This window comes from Vibrio cionasavignyae (assembly GCF_050337155.1).
Taxonomy (GTDB): Bacteria; Pseudomonadota; Gammaproteobacteria; order Enterobacterales; family Vibrionaceae; genus Vibrio; species Vibrio nomapromontoriensis.
In genome coordinates, this window is the sequence record NZ_JAKJSR010000021.1 from 116,338 (window position 1) to 136,072 (window position 19,735).

Below are 19,735 nucleotides of genomic sequence, written 5' to 3' on the forward strand. Positions count from 1 at the left end.
TCGACAAAAAAGGCCCGTTAGTTTCACTAACGGGCCTTTTATAATTTGTTTCACTCTCTTAACTACTTAAGATGTGATAGCGTTAGCAATTAGCGACGTCCGGTTTTCGCACGAGAACCCGCTTCGCCTGCACTCTTTTTGTTGCGACGTTGTTGGTTACTGCGACCTTTTGACGGTGTACTAACACGCTCTTCGTGACGGCGTACCGCACGACGAATTTTTTGACTGCGAGAGCGTTCACGCTGACGAGAAGTGTTCGCGCTGTTCTGATCAAGAAGCGTTTCTTTCTCAGGCTTTAGCTCAACCAATTCACGCAAGTAGTTCACGTCTTTTAGCGTTAGTTCTGTCCAACCACCACGAGGCAGCTTTTTGTCTAAGTAGATATCACCGTAACGAACACGCTTCAGGCGGCTCACTGTTGTCTCTTGTGATTCCCACAAACGACGTACTTCACGGTTTCTACCTTCGTTAATCGCAACGTAGAAGGTATGGTTCATACCTTCACCACCTGCGTACACAACATCTTCAAAACGTGCCATGCCGTCTTCAAGTTTTACGCCGTGAACCAAGTTGCGAATTTTACTTTCAGTCACATCACCAAACACACGAACGAGGTATTCACGTTCAACTTGGCGACTAGGGTGCATTAGGCGGTTTGCCAGTTCACCATCGGTAGTAAACAACAAAAGACCAGATGTGTTTGCATCAAGACGACCAACTGAAATCCAGCGTGAACCGCGGATTTTTGGCAGGCGATCAAATACCGTACGACGACCTTCTGGATCGTGACGCGTACAAAGCTCACCTTCAGGTTTGTAATACGCCAATACACGACAAACCACTTCTTCTTGTGCTTTAGCCGATACAGTATGTCCGTCAATACGAATAATCGCACTGTCGTCTTCAAGGCGCTCACCCAACTTTGCAACCTGACCGTTGACACTCACTCGTCCTGACTTGATCAATGTTTCAAGTTCACGACGTGAGCCGTGGCCTGCGCGGGCAAGCACTTTTTGTAATTTTTCGCTCATCTACCTACCTATAATGTCGTCTTCACAGACGTCGAAACCAGATATTGCGATCGTCAAAATCGCGGTCGCGTATTATCGCAGAGAAACCGGCTAGAATCACCAAGTTTCTCAGGTTATTTCATCACACCATCTGGCTCGATGTTTATTCAAATGGTGCAGGATCGCCGGCACCGACACGAAGTACTTTCGGTTCCTCATCACTAAAATCAACAACCGTAGTTGGTTGCTCACCCAAGTAACCGCCGTTCAAAATAACGTCAACAGCATGTTCGAGTTTGTCACGAATGTCTTCTGGATCGGATTCGGTAATGTCATTACCCGGGAGAATCAATGACGTAGACATTAATGGCTCGCCCAAAGCTTCAAGTAGATCAAGCGCAATTCGATTATCCGGCACTCGGATACCAATCGTCTTTCGCTTAGGGTTCATCAAGCGACGCGGGACTTCTTTTGTACCTTTGAAGATAAAAGTAAATGGCCCTGGCGTATTGTTTTTTAGCAAACGAAACGCCGTGTTGTCAACGCGAGCATAAAGTGAAATTTCCGACAAATCACGGCACAAAAGTGTGAAATTATGTTTGTCATCAAGACGACGAATCTGACAAATTCGCTCAAGTGCTTGTTTATTTTCAAGCTGGCAACCCAGTGCATACCCGGAGTCGGTTGGGTAAATGATCACTCCCCCATTACGAACAATCGCAACGGCTTGACTAATCAAACGCGCTTGAGGGTTGTCTGGGTGTACGTAAAAAAATTGGCTCATTGTTATTCCTTCAGCTAAATACTCTCGGCACAACGTTCCTTGTTGTTTCACATCAAGAGCTTAAATAATACTATTTTTCGGCACTCTGGCTGTCGAGCGTTGTTGCCGTTTGTAATGATAGGCGATCCCATACAGGCTCTACGCCCGATGGCAGCCATAAGTTTCTACCAAGTTCCGTCCAAGGCGATTGATAATGAAAATCGGAACCTTGAGAAGCTAATAGATTGTATTGTATCGCATAATCTGCAAGGTTGCGTCTTTCTTGCATACTTTGTTGTGGTAACGCCACTTCCATTGCGTCTCCACCCGCTTCTGAAAATGCAGCAAGTAAGCGTTTTAACCACTTGGCCGTAAGCTGGTAGCGACCTGGATGCGCAAGGACTGCCACACCACCTGCTGCGTGGATGGCGTCGACGGCTTCACTCATTGTGCACCAATTAGGCGGCACATAACCGGTATTGTTTCGCGTGAGGTATTTCTTAAATACCTGCTGCATATTTTTTGCGTAACCGTTTTCGACAATCCACTTAGCAAAGTGAGAACGAGTGATTGGTGCACCATCAGCAATCACCTGAACTTCTTCCAGCACTCCTGGACGCGTCGCTTTTTCCAACCGTTGCGCCATCAACTCAGCTCGCTCTGCACGTCGCGCTTTCTGCGCCGCAATAAGCGACAAAAGTGACTCACTATCTAGCGCCACACCAAGGCCAACAATGTGAATGTCTTTATTTTGCCAAACGGTTGAAACTTCAATGCCATTCACCAGCTCAATCGGCCATTCACGCTCCTCAATTAAACGCTTAGCTTCTGGCAATGCATCCAACGTATCGTGATCGGTAATGGCGATAATTTTCACACTAAATTCAATCGCTCGCTCTAAAAGCTCTTCAACAGAGAGACGACCATCTGATGCCGTTGTGTGACTGTGTAGATCTATCTTCATTTTATTTTTAATATCGGTTGACTTTCACACCTCGAACTAGTTAACTAGTACGCAGGTACAGAATTAGAGTAATGCACGTATGGTACAAGAAATTGACCCAATCCAAAAACCCCAAATCGCAGTTAAACACTCTGCGGGAAATTGGTGGCGCACATGGAATGATTCCAAGTGGGCTTTTTTACGTGCGTAAAAGATAAGTAGATTTAATACTAGCCCACTCAAATGAGTGGGCTTTTTTATTTTTTAGTTTAACTGATTAACTATGCGGCAATTTGGGCAGATTCAACGTTGGGCAAACGTTTTAATTGTGCGAGTATGGAACACATAGTTTTCAGGGTAGATACTGCTAAAGCAGATTGATGAAGAGAGGAGGTTTTGTGAACAAAGCCATTACTATTCAAAAACAAGGTCGTTTAGAGGTACTTTCACTACAAGTCCCTTATTCAAAAGACCCGACAGCACTTTTTCACACGCTTTGTGAAAACAAAACCGACAGCCTACTGCTTGAGTCCGCCGAAATTGACTCAAAACAAGATCTACAAAGTTTATTGATCGTCGACTCCGCCGTTCGTATTATTTGTGAAGAACACATTGTCCGTTATGAAGCCTTAACGACAAATGGTGAAAATTTACTGGTCATTTTAGCTGGTAACTTATCCTCTGGTATTCATTACACACTGAGCAAAACAACGCTGACCGTGCATTTTGAGATGCCCGATGACCAACTTGATGAAGACTCCCGACTGCGTGAAGCGTCTTCATTCGATGCATTGAGATTAGTTCAACACAGCTTTAACGTTAGCGGATTAAACAAAAATGCGATTTTCATGGGTGGTTTATTCGCGTACGACCTCGTGGCTCAGTTTGAACCTTTAGGTGACGCCAAACAGTCCAATCGCTGCCCTGACTACGTTTTTTACGTTGCAGAGAGCCTACTTGTTGTCGATCACCAAAAAGAATCATGTGACTTACAAACCACACTCTTCAACCATGATGACAACGAGCTTGCTCGTATTCGTGAACGCATTCAAGACATCAGCCAACAATGCAACAATCTTAAAGCACTGCCTACCGCGCAAGTGGTCAAAGACAATCAAGAAGTCGCCAGTGTCTCGGATTCCGATTTTTGCCAGACAGTACGTGATCTAAAGGAATACGTCGTCCGCGGCGATATTTTCCAAGTTGTGCCTTCTAGACGCTTCACACTACCTTGCCCCTCGCCTCTTGTAGCGTATAAAGAGCTGAAACGAAGCAACCCAAGTCCTTACATGTTTTACATGCAAGATGAACTATTTACCCTGTTCGGCGCGTCACCAGAAAGTGCGTTAAAGTATTGCTCACAAAGCAATCAGATCGAGATCTACCCAATCGCAGGGACCCGTCGTCGCGGCAAAAACCCAGACGGCTCGATTAACCAAGATCTCGATAGCCGTATGGAGTTAGAACTCCGTTGCGATATGAAAGAAAACGCCGAACACATGATGCTCGTTGATTTGGCAAGAAACGACGTAGCTCGTATTTCAGAGCCGGGCACTCGCCACGTTGCAAGCTTGCTACAAACCGACCGTTATAGCCATGTGATGCATTTAGTCTCTCGTGTTGTTGGCCAGCTACGCCTCGATCTCGACGCACTTCATGGCTACCAAGCTTGCATGAACATGGGCACATTAACGGGCGCGCCAAAAATTCGTGCGATGCAACTCATTCGTCAAGTAGAAGGCCAAACCCGAGGCAGTTATGGCGGCGCTGTCGGCTACATGAATGGCATTGGTGATATGGACACCTGTATCGTTATTCGTGCTGCCTACGTTGAAGATGGCGTTGCACAAGTTCAGGCTGGGGCTGGTGTTGTATTTGACTCAGACCCGCAAGCTGAAGCTGACGAAACCCGTGGTAAAGCACAAGCCGTTATTTCCGCTATCAAAACTGCGCATCAGGGGTAGACACGTATGAGCAACCAATCTAACACTTCAAATCTGACCAATGTTTGCTCTACAGATAAAGCAAACATCGTCTTTGTCGATAACTTCGATTCGTTCACATACAACCTAGTGGATCAATTTCGCAGTTTAGGACACAAGGTTACCATTTATCGTAACCACATCGCGGCGCAAACTATTGCCGATGCAGTATTAAAGTTAACAGACGCAGTTGTCGTATTATCGCCTGGACCTGGCGCACCATCAGAAGCTGGCTGTATGCCCGCTTTAATTCAACAACTCAAAGGCAAAGTGCCAATGATCGGCATTTGCCTAGGACATCAGGCGTTGGTAGAGGCTTACGGTGGCACCGTGGCAGGCGCGGGTGAAATCATTCACGGTAAAACCTCAATGATGGCGCATGATAACCACGCTATTTACAGCGGACTGCCCTCTCCTCTCGCCATCGCACGCTATCACTCGCTCGTGGCGACTCACGTGCCTGATAGCCTTGCTATTACCGCAGAAGTGGATGGACTAGTGATGTCGATTGCCAACGAGCAAGATCGAGTTTGTGGTTTTCAATTTCACCCTGAGTCCATCATGACCACACATGGAGCGGCATTACTGGCCAGTGCTATCGATTGGGCAAGATCCGGTTCACTTCGCTAATTCAAATAACTCACAAAATTAAGGAATCGTAATTATGGAAAATATCATCAACAAACTTTACGACCAGCTCTCGCTTAGCCAGCAAGAGAGCCAAGAGTTGTTTGACACCATTATCAAAGGTGAGCTTGACCCTATTCTTATGGCGGCGGCATTAACAGCGCTCAAAATCAAAGGCGAAACACCAGACGAAATTGCTGGTGCGGCTAAAGCGTTACTTGCCAATGCCAAGTCGTTTCCTCGACCAGACTACGACTTTGCCGATATTGTCGGCACGGGCGGAGACGGCTCTAATACGATTAATATCTCCACAACCGCAGCATTTGTTGCTGCAGCATGTGGCTTAAAGGTAGCGAAACACGGTAACCGTGGCGTCTCAAGCAAGTCTGGGTCCTCTGATCTACTTGATTCGTTTGGCATTAATCTTGCCATGAGCCCAGAAGACACGCGTCAAGCCGTGGACGATTTAGGCGTGGCATTCCTATTTGCGCCGCAATATCACGGGGGCGTGAAACACGCGATGCCTGTTCGCCAAACCATGAAAACGCGCACACTGTTTAATATTTTGGGTCCACTCATCAACCCTGCCCGTCCCAACATCGAACTGATGGGGGTCTATGACGCGAAACTGGTTCGCCCTATCGCGGAGACCATGCTACAAATGGGAATGAAACGTGCTGCAGTTGTGCATGGCAGCGGCCTTGACGAGGTCGCGATTCATGGCGACACACTAGTGGCAGAAATAAAAGATGGCGTTATCACCGAGTACACATTAACGCCTGAAGATTTTGGCGTGAACCGACACCCACTCGAAGCAATCAAAGGTGGTGAGCCAGAAGAAAATCGCGCCATTATTACCAATATGCTGACAGGAAAAGGAACCGAGGCTCAACTAGGCGCGGTTGCCGTTAACGTGGCATTACTTATGAAGCTGTTTGGCTTCGAAGATTTAAAAGCAAACGCACAACAAGCCATCAACGCCATGAACTCTGGTCAGGCTTACGAGCTTGTTAAACAACTCGCAGCGCGCGGTTAAGAATAGGAACTAGCAATGGAAACGGTACTAGCAAGAATCGTCGACGACAAACGAGTTTGGGTAGAAGCCCGCAAACAGTCGCAGCCGCTTGAGAGCTTTAAGGCACAATTAACGCCTTCTGATCGGTCTTTTTATGACGCCCTTTCAACGGGAAAAACCGCGTTCATTCTAGAATGTAAAAAAGCGTCGCCTTCAAAAGGGCTGATTAGGGACGATTTTGATTTAGACTATATCGCCTCGGTTTATAACAATCACGCTAGCGCGATCTCTGTGCTAACCGACGAAAAATATTTCCAAGGCAACTTTGACTTCTTGCCACAAGTTCGTGGTCAAGTTAAGCAGCCAGTCATCTGCAAAGATTTTATGGTGGATACGTACCAAGTCTATCTTGCTCGCCATTATCAAGCCGATGCTATTCTGTTAATGCTATCGGTGCTCAATGATGACGAGTATCGTGAATTAGCCGCGGTTGCCGACTCACTCGATCTAGGTATTCTTACCGAAGTGAGTAATGAACAAGAACTCGAGCGTGCCATCAAGTTGCAAGCCAAAGTGGTTGGCATTAACAATCGCAACTTACGTGATTTATCGGTTAATTTAGATAGAACCAAAGAGCTCGCTCCCAAGCTACCCGCTGGAACCATCATTATCTCTGAATCAGGCATCTATAATAACCAGCAAGTTCGTGACCTTTCACACTACGCTACAGGCTTTTTAATTGGCAGTTCGTTAATGGCCGCAGACAACCTTGAGTTGGCTGTACGCAAAGTACTGCTTGGTGAGAATAAAGTCTGCGGGTTAACCCACGCCGATGATGCAGCAAAAGCGTATCAAGCTGGAGCGGTTAAAGGTGGCTTGATTTTTGTCGAAAAGTCACCTCGCTACGTGGATTTTGAAGCGGCTCGAATGGTCATGAGTGGCGCGCCACTAGAATATGTGGGCGTGTTCCAAAATCATGGCGTCGACAGCGTAGCTCGCACGGCTAATGATTTGGGTCTATCTGCAGTTCAGTTGCATGGTGATGAAGACCAAGCTTACATTGATGCGCTAAAACCTCAGCTGCAAGCCGGCATTGCGATTTGGAAAGCGCATGGCGTCAAAGATGTACTGCCTGATCTAACCACAATCCATGCAGACAGACACTTACTTGATGCTCAAGTCGGAGAGCAAACCGGTGGAACGGGGCAGCGTTTCGATTGGCAACTCCTTAATAATACCAACGACATTATGCTTGCCGGTGGCTTGTCTCCAGACAACATCAAGCAAGCCAGTAAATTAGGCTGTATCGGACTGGATCTAAACTCAGGCGTGGAATCCGCTCCGGGTAAAAAAGATGCCGATAAACTGAATCAAGCCTTTGCACTTTTAAGAGATTACTAATACTTGCTCACCAGCGAGTCACCAGAATTAAAGAGAGGAAACAACCATGGCGAAATTGGATGCCTATTTTGGCGAATATGGTGGGCAATTCGTACCACAAATTCTTGTACCTGCGCTTGATCAACTTGAACAAGCCTTCATTGATGCGCAAGACGATGACGAATTCCGCGCGGAATTCATGGGACTGCTGCAAGAATACGCTGGACGCCCAACGGCGTTAACGCTCACTCGTAACCTCACTAAGGGTACCAAAACAAAGCTGTACCTAAAGCGTGAAGATCTACTACACGGCGGGGCGCACAAGACCAACCAAGTACTTGGTCAAGCACTGCTTGCCAAACGCATGGGTAAAAAAGAGATCATTGCAGAAACTGGCGCAGGTCAACACGGCGTTGCAACCGCGCTTGCTTGTGCGCTACTTGGGCTAAAATGTCGTGTCTATATGGGTGCAAAAGACGTTGAACGTCAAAACCCGAATGTTTTCCGTATGCGCTTAATGGGCGCAGAAGTAATTCCTGTACACTCAGGTTCTGCAACACTGAAAGACGCTTGTAACGAAGCTCTACGTGATTGGTCCGCAAGCTACGAAGAGGCTCACTACTTACTGGGTACGGCAGCAGGCCCGCACCCTTTCCCAACCATTGTACGTGAATTCCAACGTATGATTGGGGAAGAAACCAAACATCAAATTCTAGCACGTGAAGGTCGCTTGCCAGATGCGGTGATTGCTTGTGTCGGTGGCGGTTCAAATGCTATCGGTATGTTTGCTGATTTCATCGAAGAAGAATCGGTTCGTCTTATCGGTGTCGAGCCTGCGGGTTTAGGTATTGATACCGACCAGCACGGTGCGCCACTTAAACATGGTACAACAGGTATCTTCTTCGGTATGAAAGCCCCACTAATGCAAGACCCGCATGGCCAAATTGAAGAATCTTACTCCGTCTCGGCAGGACTCGATTTTCCATCAGTGGGTCCGCAACACGCCCACCTCAACGCCATTGGTCGTGCTGAGTATGACGCGATTACTGATGACGAAGCACTAGAAGCGTTCCAAATTCTTGCTCGCCAAGAAGGCATCATCCCCGCTTTAGAATCTTCTCACGCGCTCGCACACGCGTTGAAAATGGCGCACAACGAACCAGAAAAAGAGCAACTGCTTGTGGTTAACCTTTCTGGTCGTGGAGACAAAGACATCTTTACTGTGCATGATATTTTGAAAGAAAAAGGAGCGCTATAATGGATCGTTATCAAGATATGTTTCGTCGCCTAGCCGAAAAACAACAAGGGGCTTTTGTTCCATTCGTGACCATCGGCGATCCAAACCCAGAGCTCTCTTTGCAAATCATGGAGACGCTAGTAGAAGCCGGTGCAGACGCGCTTGAACTGGGCATGCCATTTTCTGACCCTCAAGCAGATGGCCCAACCATTCAAGGGGCGAACATCCGTGCTCTGGATGCGAAAACCACACCACCAATCTGCTTTGACTTGATTGCAAAGATACGCAATAAATACCCAGAATTACCTATTGGTCTGCTGATGTATGCCAACTTGGTGTATTCAAAGGGTGTCGATACGTTCTACCAACAATGCGCAGAGGTTGGCGTCGACTCCGTGCTCATTGCGGACGTACCAACTAATGAAAGCAAAGAGTTTGTTGCAGCGGCGCATAAACATGGCGTGCACCCCATCTTTATTGCACCTCCGACCGCAACAGAAGACACGATCAAGCAAGTTGCTGAGCTTGGGGGGGGGTATACCTACTTGCTCTCTCGTGCCGGAGTAACGGGTACTGAAACTAAAGCCAACATGCCGATGACGACGCAGCTAGATAAGCTCATCAAGCACGATGCACCACCGTCTCTACTTGGTTTCGGTATTTCAGAGCCTCAACAAGTCAAAGACGCATTAAGTGCAGGGGCTGCTGGGGCTATTTCAGGTTCAGCCGTTGTGAAAATTATCGAGCGTAATCTTGATAATCCAACCACACTACTGTCGGAACTGAGCAAATTTGTGGCGTCAATGAAAGCCGCAACTCAACACTCATCGTAATTGTTATCAATTCATAAAGGTTGCACTTAAGTGCAACCTTTTTTTTACATCCCAACCTGCCAATTTATTCAAACCACCTATCCTTACCCACTCTTTTATGACCACTAAAGATAGCAAACGTTTGCTATTGATGGATAATTCACCACTCGTCACTCAATTTGTGCGTTTTCCTACATTATTCGTTTTCTAACAGTTGCTATAAGTGCTAATAAAGTGTAAAAAATCACTCGAAATAATAGTCTAACATTAACCGTTCTAATGGAAGACTATACTGGAGTATTACAATTTTACAGCACAGAGGTTAAGGAAGTGTTAAAAGACAAGTCAATGATAAAAAATATCGGTGTCCAAGTCGTCATCGCGATGATTCTCGGTACCGTGATTGGGGCGATGATGGGTCAGTCAGCTGCGATGTTTGCGCCGCTCGGTACCATTTTCATCAATTTAATTAAAATGCTCGTTATTCCACTGGTTGCGGTAGCACTTATTTCTGGTGCGGCTGGACTAGGTAACAGTAGTAACGCAGGCAAAGTTGGCGCGACGACGCTAGCATTTTTTGGCCTGACTTCAGCACTCGCTGTTGCACTGGCTCTATTCATGGGTGAAATCTTCGAACCGGGTGTCAACATCGACACAGCTGGTATCGAGGGCATGTTCTCTACTGAATACGCTTCAAAAGGTGATCTACCTTCTTTCTGGGCCACCCTAACCGGCATGATCCCAACCAACGTTTTCCAATCACTGAATGAAGCAAACATCCTGCAAATTCTCGTTTTCTGCCTGTTCTTCGGTATTGGTTTATCAAAACTTGAAGTATCAAAGCGCGATCCTCTTCTTAACGGCGTAAATTCAATTGTTGATGTCATGGTTTGGATGATCAACAAAGTGATGATCATTGCTCCAATTGGCGTATTTGGTCTAATGGCTGAAGCCGTTGGTACGTTTGGTTTTGGCGCATTGATGGTCGTGTTCAAACTGTTTGTGGTTTACACCGCCGCTATCTTGATATTTGGTTTTGTGGTTTACCCGCTACTTATTCAAGTGTTCACCAAAACGTCAGCTAAGAAATTCCTTGGCGCAATGAAAAAGCCTCAAGCGGTTGCCCTATCGACAGCATCTTCAATGGCAACACTTCCTGTAACAATGGAAACATGTGAAAAAGAGCTAGGTGTTCGTAACTCAACAGCCTCTTTCGTTCTACCGCTAGGTGCAACGATTAACATGTCTGGTAACGCAATCTATTATGGCTTGGTTGCTATTTTCTTTGCTCAGCTGTTCAACATTGATTTATCAATGGGCGCGTATGTGGCAATCATCGTGACATCAACTCTTGGCGCAGTGGGTCAAGCAGGTGTTCCAGGTCCTTCGTTCCTAGTGGTTGCCGTGTTGCTTGCAGCAGGCATTCCAATCGAAGGTCTACCGCTTCTGTTCGCTCTTGACCGTATCTTCGATATGATCCGTACCGCGCTTAACATCACAGGTGATGCGGCATGTGCAGTCATTGTTGATGCGCTTGTAGAAGAAGAAGCAGAAATAGAATTACAAAAGCAAAACGCATAATTGCTCACATGAGCCAGTGCTAGTGCTGCCTATTGTCATTTAGTGACATTTAACCGTAATCCAAAGCCGATCTTCTAAAGATCGGCTTTTTTACCGCTTATTGGAACCCTATATCGAGGATCGCTGTATCAGCCCGCCAGAGAAAGGTACCACCCTAGATTCGAGCTATGACCCTATCCATGGTCGTTGATAGCGTCAGTAACGCATTTTTGTATTCCACACTTTGCTGGATGTTATTCATACAGTCCTGCAACTTAGTTTTTGACAAGCTAAGCCGCTGTGCATTGTCGTTGGTTAACCCAGATAACTGCTCCGACTGACCTTTTACCTCTCGACCAAAATGTATCAGCTGCTCTATATCATCAGAAATACCGACAAACTTCACTTCCGATTCACGACAACTCGACATCAAGTTCGCTATCTTGTCATTACTCTTTGCTATTCGCGCTTGTAATCCTTCTGACACGTGCATCAATTCTTGATTCATATCTTTAATATCCAACACTGAATGACGGGATGTTTCTGACAACTCACGAACTTGTTCGGCAACCACAGAAAACCCTCGCCCAAACTCTCCCGCTCTCGCCGCTTCGATAGCGGCATTAAGTGCTAATAAATTGGTTTGCTCTGAAATTTTTTCAATTAACGCGACCGACTGAGTGGCCTTATTAACAGCAGCGCTCATCTGCTGGCTCGCAGTAGATACCGCTTTAGCGTCTGCCGCTAATCCTTGTACGCTATCCGCTATAGTTGAAATATTATGCCTCACCACTTGTATACTGCTTGATAACGACTCAATAGACACAAGCGCCGTAGAAGCACTACCGGTATTACATTCAGCGGTCTGCGTCATTAACCCGATTTCCCTACGAGTTCGATCGACGTGTTCATCCTGACTAATTACATTCTTCAAGGTATCAGCAGATAAAATATCCAACTGATTGGAGACGTCTCTTAGTTCATCAACCGCAAAGGACATCTCTTTTAGCAATGTCACCAGCTTGTCGAGCGTTGCATCTGTCGCTTCACCAATTTGTCCAAACTCGTCAGAACCAGAAAAGCCAATCCGTGCATCAATGCTTCCAGAATTCACGTCATGCATGACTTGTTTAACATGATCTAATAGAGGCAAAATGCTATTTTTGATTGCCCATGCTAATAGAGATATGACCAGCATCGAAAGCAGTAATGTTGCGATAAACACCTGCTCATTGAACGTCAAGTTGTCAGTGCTGACTACCACCGCTACCCCAACGCCCCCTAGAGCTAAATTCGCTAATATACTGGGTAGCAATAGCTTCCAGTCCATACTCACATTCATCAACACTCTGTCGATAATCCCTACCTTCACTACGTCCATTCTATGCCTCCTGCAAACACACCCCATCAATTGTAGATATATAGCGCAACAATTGTATACAAATTAATTTATTTTTGTGAACAACACTCGATATCATCGAAGGTAGTAATTCGAGATATCCCTTTATCGACCGAAATTTATATCAGCGCTTTGAAAATGGGTTTATTACGTGGCATGGGTCGCAGATAGCAATGAAAACCATAGAAAACCTATTACTACCCGAGGGGAGACATGTAAAAACCACTTAAAAATTAAGGGGTTATTGTAACTTTAATTCTGTTTTTTTATTCAATTAACTCGTGTAATTGCTACTCTTCAACTATGGTTAGGTCATAATACTTATGGCCTCATGATCTGGCTTACTAAGAGATCTAAAGGTACATACCGCCAACAGAGAAACTACGAAAAGGACGTCGAGGATAATATGGGAAAGATTATTTTTTACATGCCAACCCCAACAACAGATGGTAGAGCGTGGCTAGAATACGGTGACTATCAAGACGAACATGGCACCTATGCCACCAGCCCAACAAGACGTAAGAACCATCGTTGGATTCAGTATTTATGGACAGTAAAGCAAAAAGAAGCCATACAGGTTTGGTATCAGCCTGGCGTGAAAATCCCAGAGTTGATGAATATTGCTAATGACGACCAAATTTATATCCGAGGCCATGGTTTCCCAGGAAAAGAAAGTATTTCAATGGCAAAAAGCTGGGGAACCACCGTCGGACACCGATTTGTTGTCGATAGATTGAAAGAGAATGGTCTTCCAAAAACCTTCTCTGGAAAAATCAAATGCTATAACTGCAATAGCGCATCGTGGTTTGATGGCAAGCGCAGTTTTGCCCAAGCCTTAGCGGATTACATGTATGGTTGGGGCTATAAGAAATGTACCTACTATGGCTATCGTGGAAAGCTTGATTCTTATTACAAAGATGGCTTAGCTGGGCTCCACAAATACGTTAGAGCCAATGGCGGTGACACCGATGGGGTCTGTAGAGCCAGTGATGCTCGGGTACAAATCAAGCCACAAGACCTTCACCCGCCACAATACGCCACAATTTCTGGACTGAAAAAACCCATCGCAGAGTAACGTGTTTAAGCGAGTATATTCAATGCAAGGTTGTCACGAACCGCCTTGCATTGCTGTTTACTTTCATTACTATTTGCTGGCATGGCTACTCACTGTCAAATTAGCCTTTAATTTCGCGGTATCTGTTACCTAACGACGTTATTTATTACTCACCTAAATTATTACGGCACACTTTGTTACCCATCCCATTCTTTACACTTTGTCTATAAAACAAGCGTCTAGAACCCGTTTACCGCTTACCTTTCCTCTTACAATACAAGGACGGAAGGAATAGTATTGTTTCTAATTGTCTCTAATGGTTTTGTATTCTTAAAGTTTTGGTTACACTGTCGTCAATTATTACTGCAAGGTTTGCAAGAAACATGAAGCAACTTATTGATTTTATTCCCCTGATTATTTTCTTTGTGCTGTATAAAATGCAGGACATCTATGTCGCAACAGGCGCACTCATCGCTGCGACAGCAGTACAAATTGTCTTAACCTACTTCCTTTATAAAAAAGTAGAAAAGATGCAGGTCATCACCTTTCTAATGGTCGCCGTATTTGGTGGCATGACTATTTTCTTACATGATGACAATTTCATTAAATGGAAAGTCACCATCGTGTACACTATTTTTGCAATTGGTCTAGCAGTAAGCCATGCCATTGGCCGTAGCGCTATTAAAGGCATGCTGGGCAAAGAAATCACCTTACCCGATCACGTCTGGGCGAAGGTGACTTGGGCTTGGGTAGCGTTTTTCTCGTTTTGTGCTGGCCTAAACGTTTATGTCGCTTATGAGTTTCCACTCGATGTATGGGTGAACTTTAAAGTCTTTGGTCTATTAGCTGCCACGCTCGGCTTTACGGTCGTAACCGGTGTCTACATCTACAAATACATGCCAAAAGACGAAGACGGTAAACCAACCAAAAATGAGAATGAAGATCACATGTCTTGATTCGCTGTGCGGATTTTGTATACTCCGCACCATATCTGAATTGCAGCGACCTTAGGGTCGCTGTTTTGCTTTTTGGAAGCTTATCATCATGACAAATACAATTACGACCACTCCTAAAGGTCAATTAATCATCCGTACGCTGGCTATGCCGGAAAATACTAATGCAAACGGCGATATTTTCGGTGGCTGGATCATGTCTCAACTCGACTTAGCAGGCGGTATTCTTGCAAAAGAAATCTCTCACGGTCGAATCGCTACAGTTTCGGTTTCTGGTATCACATTTAAGCACCCTGTAAAAGTGGGTGACGTAGTGTGCTGCTACGGCGAATGTACTAAAATCGGTAATACGTCGATGTCTATAAACCTTGAAGTCTGGGTTAAGCCTGTGACAACAGAAGGTGTTGGTGAGCGCTATCAAGTCTGTGAAGGGACGTTTCATTACGTTGCCATTGATGGAAATGGGAGACCACGTCCAATTAATCCAAATTAAGCATCAGTGGACGATGACTTTTACGCTAAAAAGTGACATCGTATAGCCATAGGTATCGTGCGCGTTATTTTTCTCTGTACGTTAGCAATAGCCAAGTTACGTTTCCGTCGTCAAAGAGCGGAACGACCCATCGCTAACGATATAACCGCACCATTTGTCACGACTTAATGATTTGAAGGAACCAAATATGTGGTATGTCATTTTTTCTCAAGACGTAGAAAACTCACTTGAGAAACGTATGAGTGTTCGTCCTCAGCATCTCGCCAGGCTACAACAACTTCAAGATGAAGGACGCCTGTTAACCGCGGGGCCAATGCCTGCTATTGATAGCGATAACCCTGGCGATTCAGGTTTTACTGGTTCAACCGTCATTGCAGAGTTTAACTCTTTAGCAGATGCACAAGCATGGGCGGATAGCGACCCTTATATTGATGCTGGCGTTTATCATAGCGTCATCGTAAAACCTTTTAAAAAAGTATTCTAATATCATGAAATCTCTTTTGAAAAGTCGCGTTATTTGGTTATCACTTGCTGCCATTACCTCACTTGCTGGCTGTTCAAGCAAGGGGGACGATGAGCAGCGTCAGCTGGAAATGCTCGCGCAAAGCCGAGCCAGTATTTTATCTTCTGGTTTACCGATCGAGCATGGTCCTCTTTCCATCATGAAAGCGTCTGCCAGTAAAGGTACCGTTGAAATCATGATGTTATACAATACCGATGCGAGAGGGGCAAAGCCCATTGATGAAGTCTTGCATAACAGCATGAACTTTTATTGTACCGATAGAGAAGTAAAAGCGAATCTCGACTTAGGGCTGACCTATCGCATCATGATGCGCAATACTCGCGGACAGATGATGGTCGACCAAATGGTGACGAAGCAGTATTGTGACCAGCCGTCAAAATCAGCGGCTCAACCCGCAAAAAAATAATACTACGCACTCAATTACTATTAAGTTCGACACAAAAAAATGGCTTGCAGATGCAAGCCATTTTCAGTTTGATGACATGAACTTCATCGCTAGTGTATTGCTGCTACGCGAGTGTCGTTCGTAAACGTTTTGCAGCTTCAACCAAGTGCTTCAACGAGGTCTCTGTCTCCTGCCAGTTTCGAGTTTTCAAACCACAATCTGGGTTTACCCATAAGCGCTCTACCGGAATACGTGTCGCCGCTTTTTCAATCAACTGCTCAATCCATTCCACATCAGGTACGTTGGGTGAATGAATATCATAGACGCCCGGCCCAATTTCATTCGGATAGTTAAATGCTTCAAACGCATTAAGCAACTCCATGTTCGAACGAGATGTCTCTATGGTAATGACATCGGCATCCAATGCGGCTACCGAATCAATAATTTCATTGAATTCGCTATAGCACATATGAGTGTGGATTTGAGTTTCAGGCTTAGCACTGGCTGCTGAAACTTTAAACGCATTTACCGCCCAGTTTAAATATTCTGCATGATCTCTGGTTTTTAGCGGCAACCCCTCACGAATAGCAGGTTCATCAATTTGAATGATATTAATACCAGCCGATTGCAGATCGGATACTTCATCTTGCAAAGCAAACGCTAACTGATTGGTAATGGTTTCTCTTGTCACATCTTCACGCGGGAAGGTCCAACATAAGATGGTAACAGGGCCTGTCAGCATCCCTTTCATCGGTTTTTCAGTTAACGATTGAGCATAGCAGGTCCAATCTACAGTCATCGGTGCTTTACGCTCAATATCGGCAACAACAATCGCCGGTTTTACACAGCGTGAACCGTAACTTTGTACCCAACCAAATTGCGTGGTTTGAAAGCCTGACAGGTTTTCTGCAAAGTACTCCACCATATCGTTACGTTCAGCTTCGCCATGAACCAACACGTCTAAGCCAATTTCCTCTTGGCGCTTCACGGTATCTTGAATAAACCCTTGGATTGCTTCTTTGTATTGCGCTTGGGTAATATCACCACGCTTAAACGCAGCTCGAGTTTGTCTTACTTCGCTGGTTTGCGGGAATGAGCCAATCGTCGTCGTCGGCAACAATGGCAGTTTAAGCACTTCTTTTTGGTGATGAGCTCGCTCTGCGTACACAGCACTACGGTTAGCATCGTTCGCATTCAAGCCAGCGAGTCTCTGCTGTACACTTGCCTTATTGACCCAAGTAGAGAGCTCACGGTCAATAATCGGTTGACTGTACTGAGCACAATATTCAACCGCTTTTTCATCGCCTTCAAGCGCTCTAGATAACCAACTGACTTCGGAAACTTTTTGTTTAGCAAAAGCAAACCAGTTTTTCGTTTCGTCAGATAATTTAGTCTCAAGATCTAAATCTACCGGGCTGTGTAACAAAGAACACGAGGTTGCTACCCAAAGGCGCTCGCCTAGTTGCAGTTTCGCATCACGTAGAGCACTCAACTTACTATGAAGGTTAGCACGCCAAACATTACGCCCATTGATCACACCAGCAGATAGCACCCATTGACTTGGCAGTGCTTTCACGACGTCATCAAGTTGCTCAGGCGCTGCCGCTAAATCAATATGTAGGCCATCAACATCCAGCTCGGTAATGGTTGGTAATACATCAACAATAGAATCAAAATAAGTAGTGAGTAGCACCTTTACATCGCTTCTAATAACTTGATATGCCAATTTAAAGCTATCTAGCCATTTCGACTCAAGCTCAAGTGCCAATATAGGCTCATCAATTTGTACCCATTCCACACCCAACTTTTCAAATTTGGTGAAAATAGCTTGGTAAGCGGTAAGCAGTCTTGGCAGCAGAGCTAATCGGTCAAAGCCCTCTTCCACTTCTTTACCAAGGTACAAATAACTCAACGGCCCAAGCAATACTGGCTTAACATTATGGCCTTGCTGCTTCGCTTCACTAATCTCATCAAATAACTGAGTCCAGCTCAATTCAAACTTATCATCGGCAGTGAATTCCGGCACGATGTAATGATAGTTAGTATTAAACCATTTGGTCATGTCTGATGCGGCTTCACCTGAGCACCCACAACTGGCTTGTGACTGCCCTCTACCAACGCGAAATAGCGTATCAAGATCAGGGAAGCCGCGTTGATGGCGCTTAGGGACATGACCCAACAACAAGCTTGTTCCGAGTACATGGTCATACCAAGCGAAATCGCCAGCAGTAGTAAACGACAATGCATTATCTTGCTGAAGTACCCAGTTCTTTTTGCGAATACCAGACGCCACCTGTTGCAGTGCTTTTACGTCTGTCTCACCTTTCCAGTACTGTTCAAGTGCAAATTTCAGCTCGCGTTTCTCGCCAACTCGTGGGTAACCCAAAATATGTGTTGTTGTCATGGTGATATTCCTTATTAAGCAGTCCAGATGTCTAAACTATCCCGCACCATTCAATATGAAACAACTCCAATTAATTCACCTTGATTATGAATTATTTTCAACACCTTTAGTAATGAGTTATAGCCGTCTAGACGTTTACTTAAGGAAGAATTCGCGTTAAGTTAGTCCTCAGGGATAAAGATTAGGGACAGTCATGATAGAGCTTAAGCATCTAAAAACATTAGCAACATTGCGAGACACGGGGTCGCTTACTGCGACAGCAACCTCACTACACCTGACTCAGTCGGCACTCTCCCATCAACTTAAAGATCTAGAAACACGGATTAGTGCACCGCTGTTTATTCGAAAAACTCGCCCAGTAAAATTTACCTCAGAAGGCGAGATTTTGTTAAAGCTCGCCAATGAAATTTTGCCTCGATTCGCGCAAGCAGAAGGCGAGTTGGCGGGATTAAGAGAAGACATACATGGTCGTCTACACATGGCTATCGACTGCCATTCTTGCTTTCAATGGCTCATGCCTGCACTCAAAGAATATCAACTTGCTTGGCCACACGTGGAGTTGGATTTCTCTTCCGGTTTTGGCTTTGAGCCTCTACCTGCATTAGTCGCTGGCGAACTCGACCTTGTTATTACCTCCGATATCCAACCGCGATCAGAAGTGCACTACGAAGCCTTGTTCGATTTTGAAATGCGCTTAGTGACATCAATTTCACACCCTCTAGCCGAGAAAGATCGCATTGAACCCAATGACATTGCCGACCAAACGTTGCTCACTTACCCAGTGCAAAAGCAGCGTCTCGACATTGTGAAGCACTTCCTTACCCCCGCAGGAGTGGAACCACAGCGATGGAAACAAGCAGACAATACCTTAATGCTAATTCAAATGGTCTCTGCTGGTCTTGGTGTTGCAGCGCTACCGAATTGGGCGGTGAGCGAATTCTCAAGACAAGGGTTAATTACCAGTAAACCACTCGGAGAAGGACTCTGGCGAAGGCTGTATGCTGCAGTTAGGCACAGCGAAAAGGACAAGCATTACCTGCAAGCATTTTTCTCCACCGCTAGACAGCAATGTCAACAACACCTGGAAGGGATTCGCGTCGCATAAGGCGAGCACCTAAACTAACGATCTCACGCCTTAGAAACATCTGCTAATGCGCATACGTTGATTACACACGCTGAACAAAGTTAACGAGTA

The 19,735-nt window shown here is 45.4% G+C and carries 18 protein-coding genes; 13 read left to right on the forward strand and 5 right to left on the reverse strand.

Annotation, left to right across the window (positions count from 1 at the left end; translation table 11 throughout):
* Positions 1 to 89: 89 nt before the first annotated feature.
* The 3 genes from rluB to rnm form a co-directional block, all read right to left on the reverse strand.
* A complete protein-coding gene (gene rluB / locus L4D74_RS17230) occupies positions 90 to 1,031 on the reverse strand; it encodes a 23S rRNA pseudouridine(2605) synthase RluB (protein ID WP_428753530.1) in 942 nt (313 codons plus the stop codon).
* A 142-nt stretch (positions 1,032 to 1,173) separates the two neighbouring features.
* Complete coding sequence (locus tag L4D74_RS17235; protein WP_428753531.1) at positions 1,174 to 1,794, reverse strand: L-threonylcarbamoyladenylate synthase; 621 nt, start codon at positions 1,792 to 1,794, stop codon at positions 1,174 to 1,176.
* 70 nt (positions 1,795 to 1,864) lie between these two features.
* Positions 1,865 to 2,737, reverse strand: a complete 873-nt coding sequence (gene rnm, locus L4D74_RS17240; protein ID WP_428753533.1) for an RNase RNM — start codon at positions 2,735 to 2,737, stop codon at positions 1,865 to 1,867.
* Positions 2,738 to 3,114: 377 nt separating this feature from the next.
* On the opposite strand from rnm, the gene L4D74_RS17245 reads away from it, so the two are divergent.
* The 7 genes from L4D74_RS17245 to L4D74_RS17275 all read left to right on the forward strand — a co-directional run bounded on the left by L4D74_RS17245 (position 3,115) and on the right by L4D74_RS17275 (position 11,350).
* Complete coding sequence (locus L4D74_RS17245; protein ID WP_428753535.1) at positions 3,115 to 4,680, forward strand: anthranilate synthase component 1; 1,566 nt, start codon at positions 3,115 to 3,117, stop codon at positions 4,678 to 4,680.
* Between the two features lie 6 nt (positions 4,681 to 4,686).
* Positions 4,687 to 5,328, forward strand: a complete 642-nt coding sequence (locus tag L4D74_RS17250) for an aminodeoxychorismate/anthranilate synthase component II (RefSeq protein ID WP_428753537.1) — start codon at positions 4,687 to 4,689, stop codon at positions 5,326 to 5,328.
* Positions 5,329 to 5,362: 34 nt separating this feature from the next.
* Positions 5,363 to 6,361 carry an anthranilate phosphoribosyltransferase gene (gene trpD, locus L4D74_RS17255; RefSeq protein ID WP_428753538.1) on the forward strand — a complete coding sequence of 333 codons (999 nt, stop codon included), beginning with the start codon at positions 5,363 to 5,365 and terminating at the stop codon, positions 6,359 to 6,361.
* 15 nt (positions 6,362 to 6,376) lie between these two features.
* Positions 6,377 to 7,741, forward strand: coding sequence for a bifunctional indole-3-glycerol-phosphate synthase TrpC/phosphoribosylanthranilate isomerase TrpF (gene trpCF / locus L4D74_RS17260; protein ID WP_428753539.1), 1,365 nt, complete (start codon positions 6,377 to 6,379; stop codon positions 7,739 to 7,741).
* Positions 7,742 to 7,787: 46 nt separating this feature from the next.
* Entirely contained in the window at positions 7,788 to 8,978 is a 1,191-nt protein-coding gene (gene trpB / locus L4D74_RS17265; RefSeq protein WP_428753541.1) for a tryptophan synthase subunit beta, read from the forward strand.
* Positions 8,978 to 9,790, forward strand: coding sequence for a tryptophan synthase subunit alpha (trpA, locus tag L4D74_RS17270; RefSeq protein WP_428753542.1), 813 nt, complete (start codon positions 8,978 to 8,980; stop codon positions 9,788 to 9,790). The genes trpB and trpA overlap by 1 nt, the downstream gene beginning before the upstream one ends.
* A 258-nt stretch (positions 9,791 to 10,048) precedes the next feature.
* Entirely contained in the window at positions 10,049 to 11,350 is a 1,302-nt protein-coding gene (locus tag L4D74_RS17275) for a dicarboxylate/amino acid:cation symporter (RefSeq protein ID WP_428753543.1), read from the forward strand.
* Positions 11,351 to 11,504: 154 nt separating this feature from the next.
* Here the strand turns inward: L4D74_RS17275 and L4D74_RS17280 are convergent, their stop codons facing one another.
* Positions 11,505 to 12,710 (reverse strand): methyl-accepting chemotaxis protein, encoded by a 1,206-nt coding sequence (locus L4D74_RS17280; RefSeq protein WP_428753545.1) that lies wholly within the window; start codon positions 12,708 to 12,710, stop codon positions 11,505 to 11,507.
* Positions 12,711 to 13,134: 424 nt separating this feature from the next.
* On the opposite strand from L4D74_RS17280, the gene L4D74_RS17285 reads away from it, so the two are divergent.
* The 5 genes from L4D74_RS17285 (at position 13,135) to L4D74_RS17305 (ending at position 16,157) form a co-directional block, all read left to right on the forward strand.
* Positions 13,135 to 13,803: a hypothetical protein gene (locus tag L4D74_RS17285; protein ID WP_428753547.1), complete on the forward strand. Its 669-nt coding sequence runs from the start codon at positions 13,135 to 13,137 to the stop codon at positions 13,801 to 13,803.
* 362 nt (positions 13,804 to 14,165) lie between these two features.
* A complete protein-coding gene (locus L4D74_RS17290; RefSeq protein ID WP_265675577.1) occupies positions 14,166 to 14,738 on the forward strand; it encodes a septation protein A in 573 nt (190 codons plus the stop codon).
* Between the two features lie 88 nt (positions 14,739 to 14,826).
* On the forward strand, positions 14,827 to 15,228 hold the full coding sequence (gene yciA, locus L4D74_RS17295) for an acyl-CoA thioester hydrolase YciA (RefSeq protein WP_250618213.1): 402 nt from the start codon (positions 14,827 to 14,829) through the stop codon (positions 15,226 to 15,228).
* A gap of 187 nt (positions 15,229 to 15,415) precedes the next feature.
* Positions 15,416 to 15,712, forward strand: a complete 297-nt coding sequence (locus L4D74_RS17300; RefSeq protein WP_428753549.1) for a YciI family protein — start codon at positions 15,416 to 15,418, stop codon at positions 15,710 to 15,712.
* A 4-nt stretch (positions 15,713 to 15,716) separates the two neighbouring features.
* Entirely contained in the window at positions 15,717 to 16,157 is a 441-nt protein-coding gene (locus L4D74_RS17305; protein WP_428753550.1) for a GspS/AspS pilotin family protein, read from the forward strand.
* Between the two features lie 103 nt (positions 16,158 to 16,260).
* Here L4D74_RS17305 and metE read toward each other — a convergent pair whose 3' ends face one another.
* Positions 16,261 to 18,540, reverse strand: a complete 2,280-nt coding sequence (gene metE, locus L4D74_RS17310; RefSeq protein WP_428753552.1) for a 5-methyltetrahydropteroyltriglutamate--homocysteine S-methyltransferase — start codon at positions 18,538 to 18,540, stop codon at positions 16,261 to 16,263.
* A 193-nt stretch (positions 18,541 to 18,733) separates the two neighbouring features.
* Here metE and metR point away from each other — a divergent pair, with 193 nt between their 5' ends.
* The gene (metR, locus tag L4D74_RS17315; protein WP_265675581.1) at positions 18,734 to 19,645 is read left to right on the forward strand and encodes an HTH-type transcriptional regulator MetR; all 912 of its coding nucleotides are present in this window, start codon (positions 18,734 to 18,736) and stop codon (positions 19,643 to 19,645) included.
* Positions 19,646 to 19,735 lie beyond the last annotated feature (90 nt).

What these genes read in the sequence shown, in the direction of transcription:
- rnm (WP_428753533.1), bottom strand. Translation starts at nt 2,737, where the DNA reads ATGAAGATAGATCTACACAGTCACACAACGGCATCAGATGGTCGTCTC.
- L4D74_RS17275 (WP_428753543.1), top strand. Translation starts at nt 10,049, where the DNA reads ATGGAAGACTATACTGGAGTATTACAATTTTACAGCACAGAGGTTAAG.
- trpCF (WP_428753539.1), top strand. Translation starts at nt 6,377, where the DNA reads ATGGAAACGGTACTAGCAAGAATCGTCGACGACAAACGAGTTTGGGTA.
- L4D74_RS17280 (WP_428753545.1), bottom strand. Translation starts at nt 12,710, where the DNA reads ATGGACGTAGTGAAGGTAGGGATTATCGACAGAGTGTTGATGAATGTG.
- rluB (WP_428753530.1), bottom strand. Translation starts at nt 1,031, where the DNA reads ATGAGCGAAAAATTACAAAAAGTGCTTGCCCGCGCAGGCCACGGCTCA.
- metR (WP_265675581.1), top strand. Translation starts at nt 18,734, where the DNA reads ATGATAGAGCTTAAGCATCTAAAAACATTAGCAACATTGCGAGACACG.
- trpB (WP_428753541.1), top strand. Translation starts at nt 7,788, where the DNA reads ATGGCGAAATTGGATGCCTATTTTGGCGAATATGGTGGGCAATTCGTA.
- L4D74_RS17235 (WP_428753531.1), bottom strand. Translation starts at nt 1,794, where the DNA reads ATGAGCCAATTTTTTTACGTACACCCAGACAACCCTCAAGCGCGTTTG.
- trpA (WP_428753542.1), top strand. Translation starts at nt 8,978, where the DNA reads ATGGATCGTTATCAAGATATGTTTCGTCGCCTAGCCGAAAAACAACAA.
- yciA (WP_250618213.1), top strand. Translation starts at nt 14,827, where the DNA reads ATGACAAATACAATTACGACCACTCCTAAAGGTCAATTAATCATCCGT.
- metE (WP_428753552.1), bottom strand. Translation starts at nt 18,540, where the DNA reads ATGACAACAACACATATTTTGGGTTACCCACGAGTTGGCGAGAAACGC.
- L4D74_RS17300 (WP_428753549.1), top strand. Translation starts at nt 15,416, where the DNA reads ATGTGGTATGTCATTTTTTCTCAAGACGTAGAAAACTCACTTGAGAAA.
- L4D74_RS17305 (WP_428753550.1), top strand. Translation starts at nt 15,717, where the DNA reads ATGAAATCTCTTTTGAAAAGTCGCGTTATTTGGTTATCACTTGCTGCC.
- L4D74_RS17250 (WP_428753537.1), top strand. Translation starts at nt 4,687, where the DNA reads ATGAGCAACCAATCTAACACTTCAAATCTGACCAATGTTTGCTCTACA.
- L4D74_RS17285 (WP_428753547.1), top strand. Translation starts at nt 13,135, where the DNA reads ATGGGAAAGATTATTTTTTACATGCCAACCCCAACAACAGATGGTAGA.
- L4D74_RS17290 (WP_265675577.1), top strand. Translation starts at nt 14,166, where the DNA reads ATGAAGCAACTTATTGATTTTATTCCCCTGATTATTTTCTTTGTGCTG.
- trpD (WP_428753538.1), top strand. Translation starts at nt 5,363, where the DNA reads ATGGAAAATATCATCAACAAACTTTACGACCAGCTCTCGCTTAGCCAG.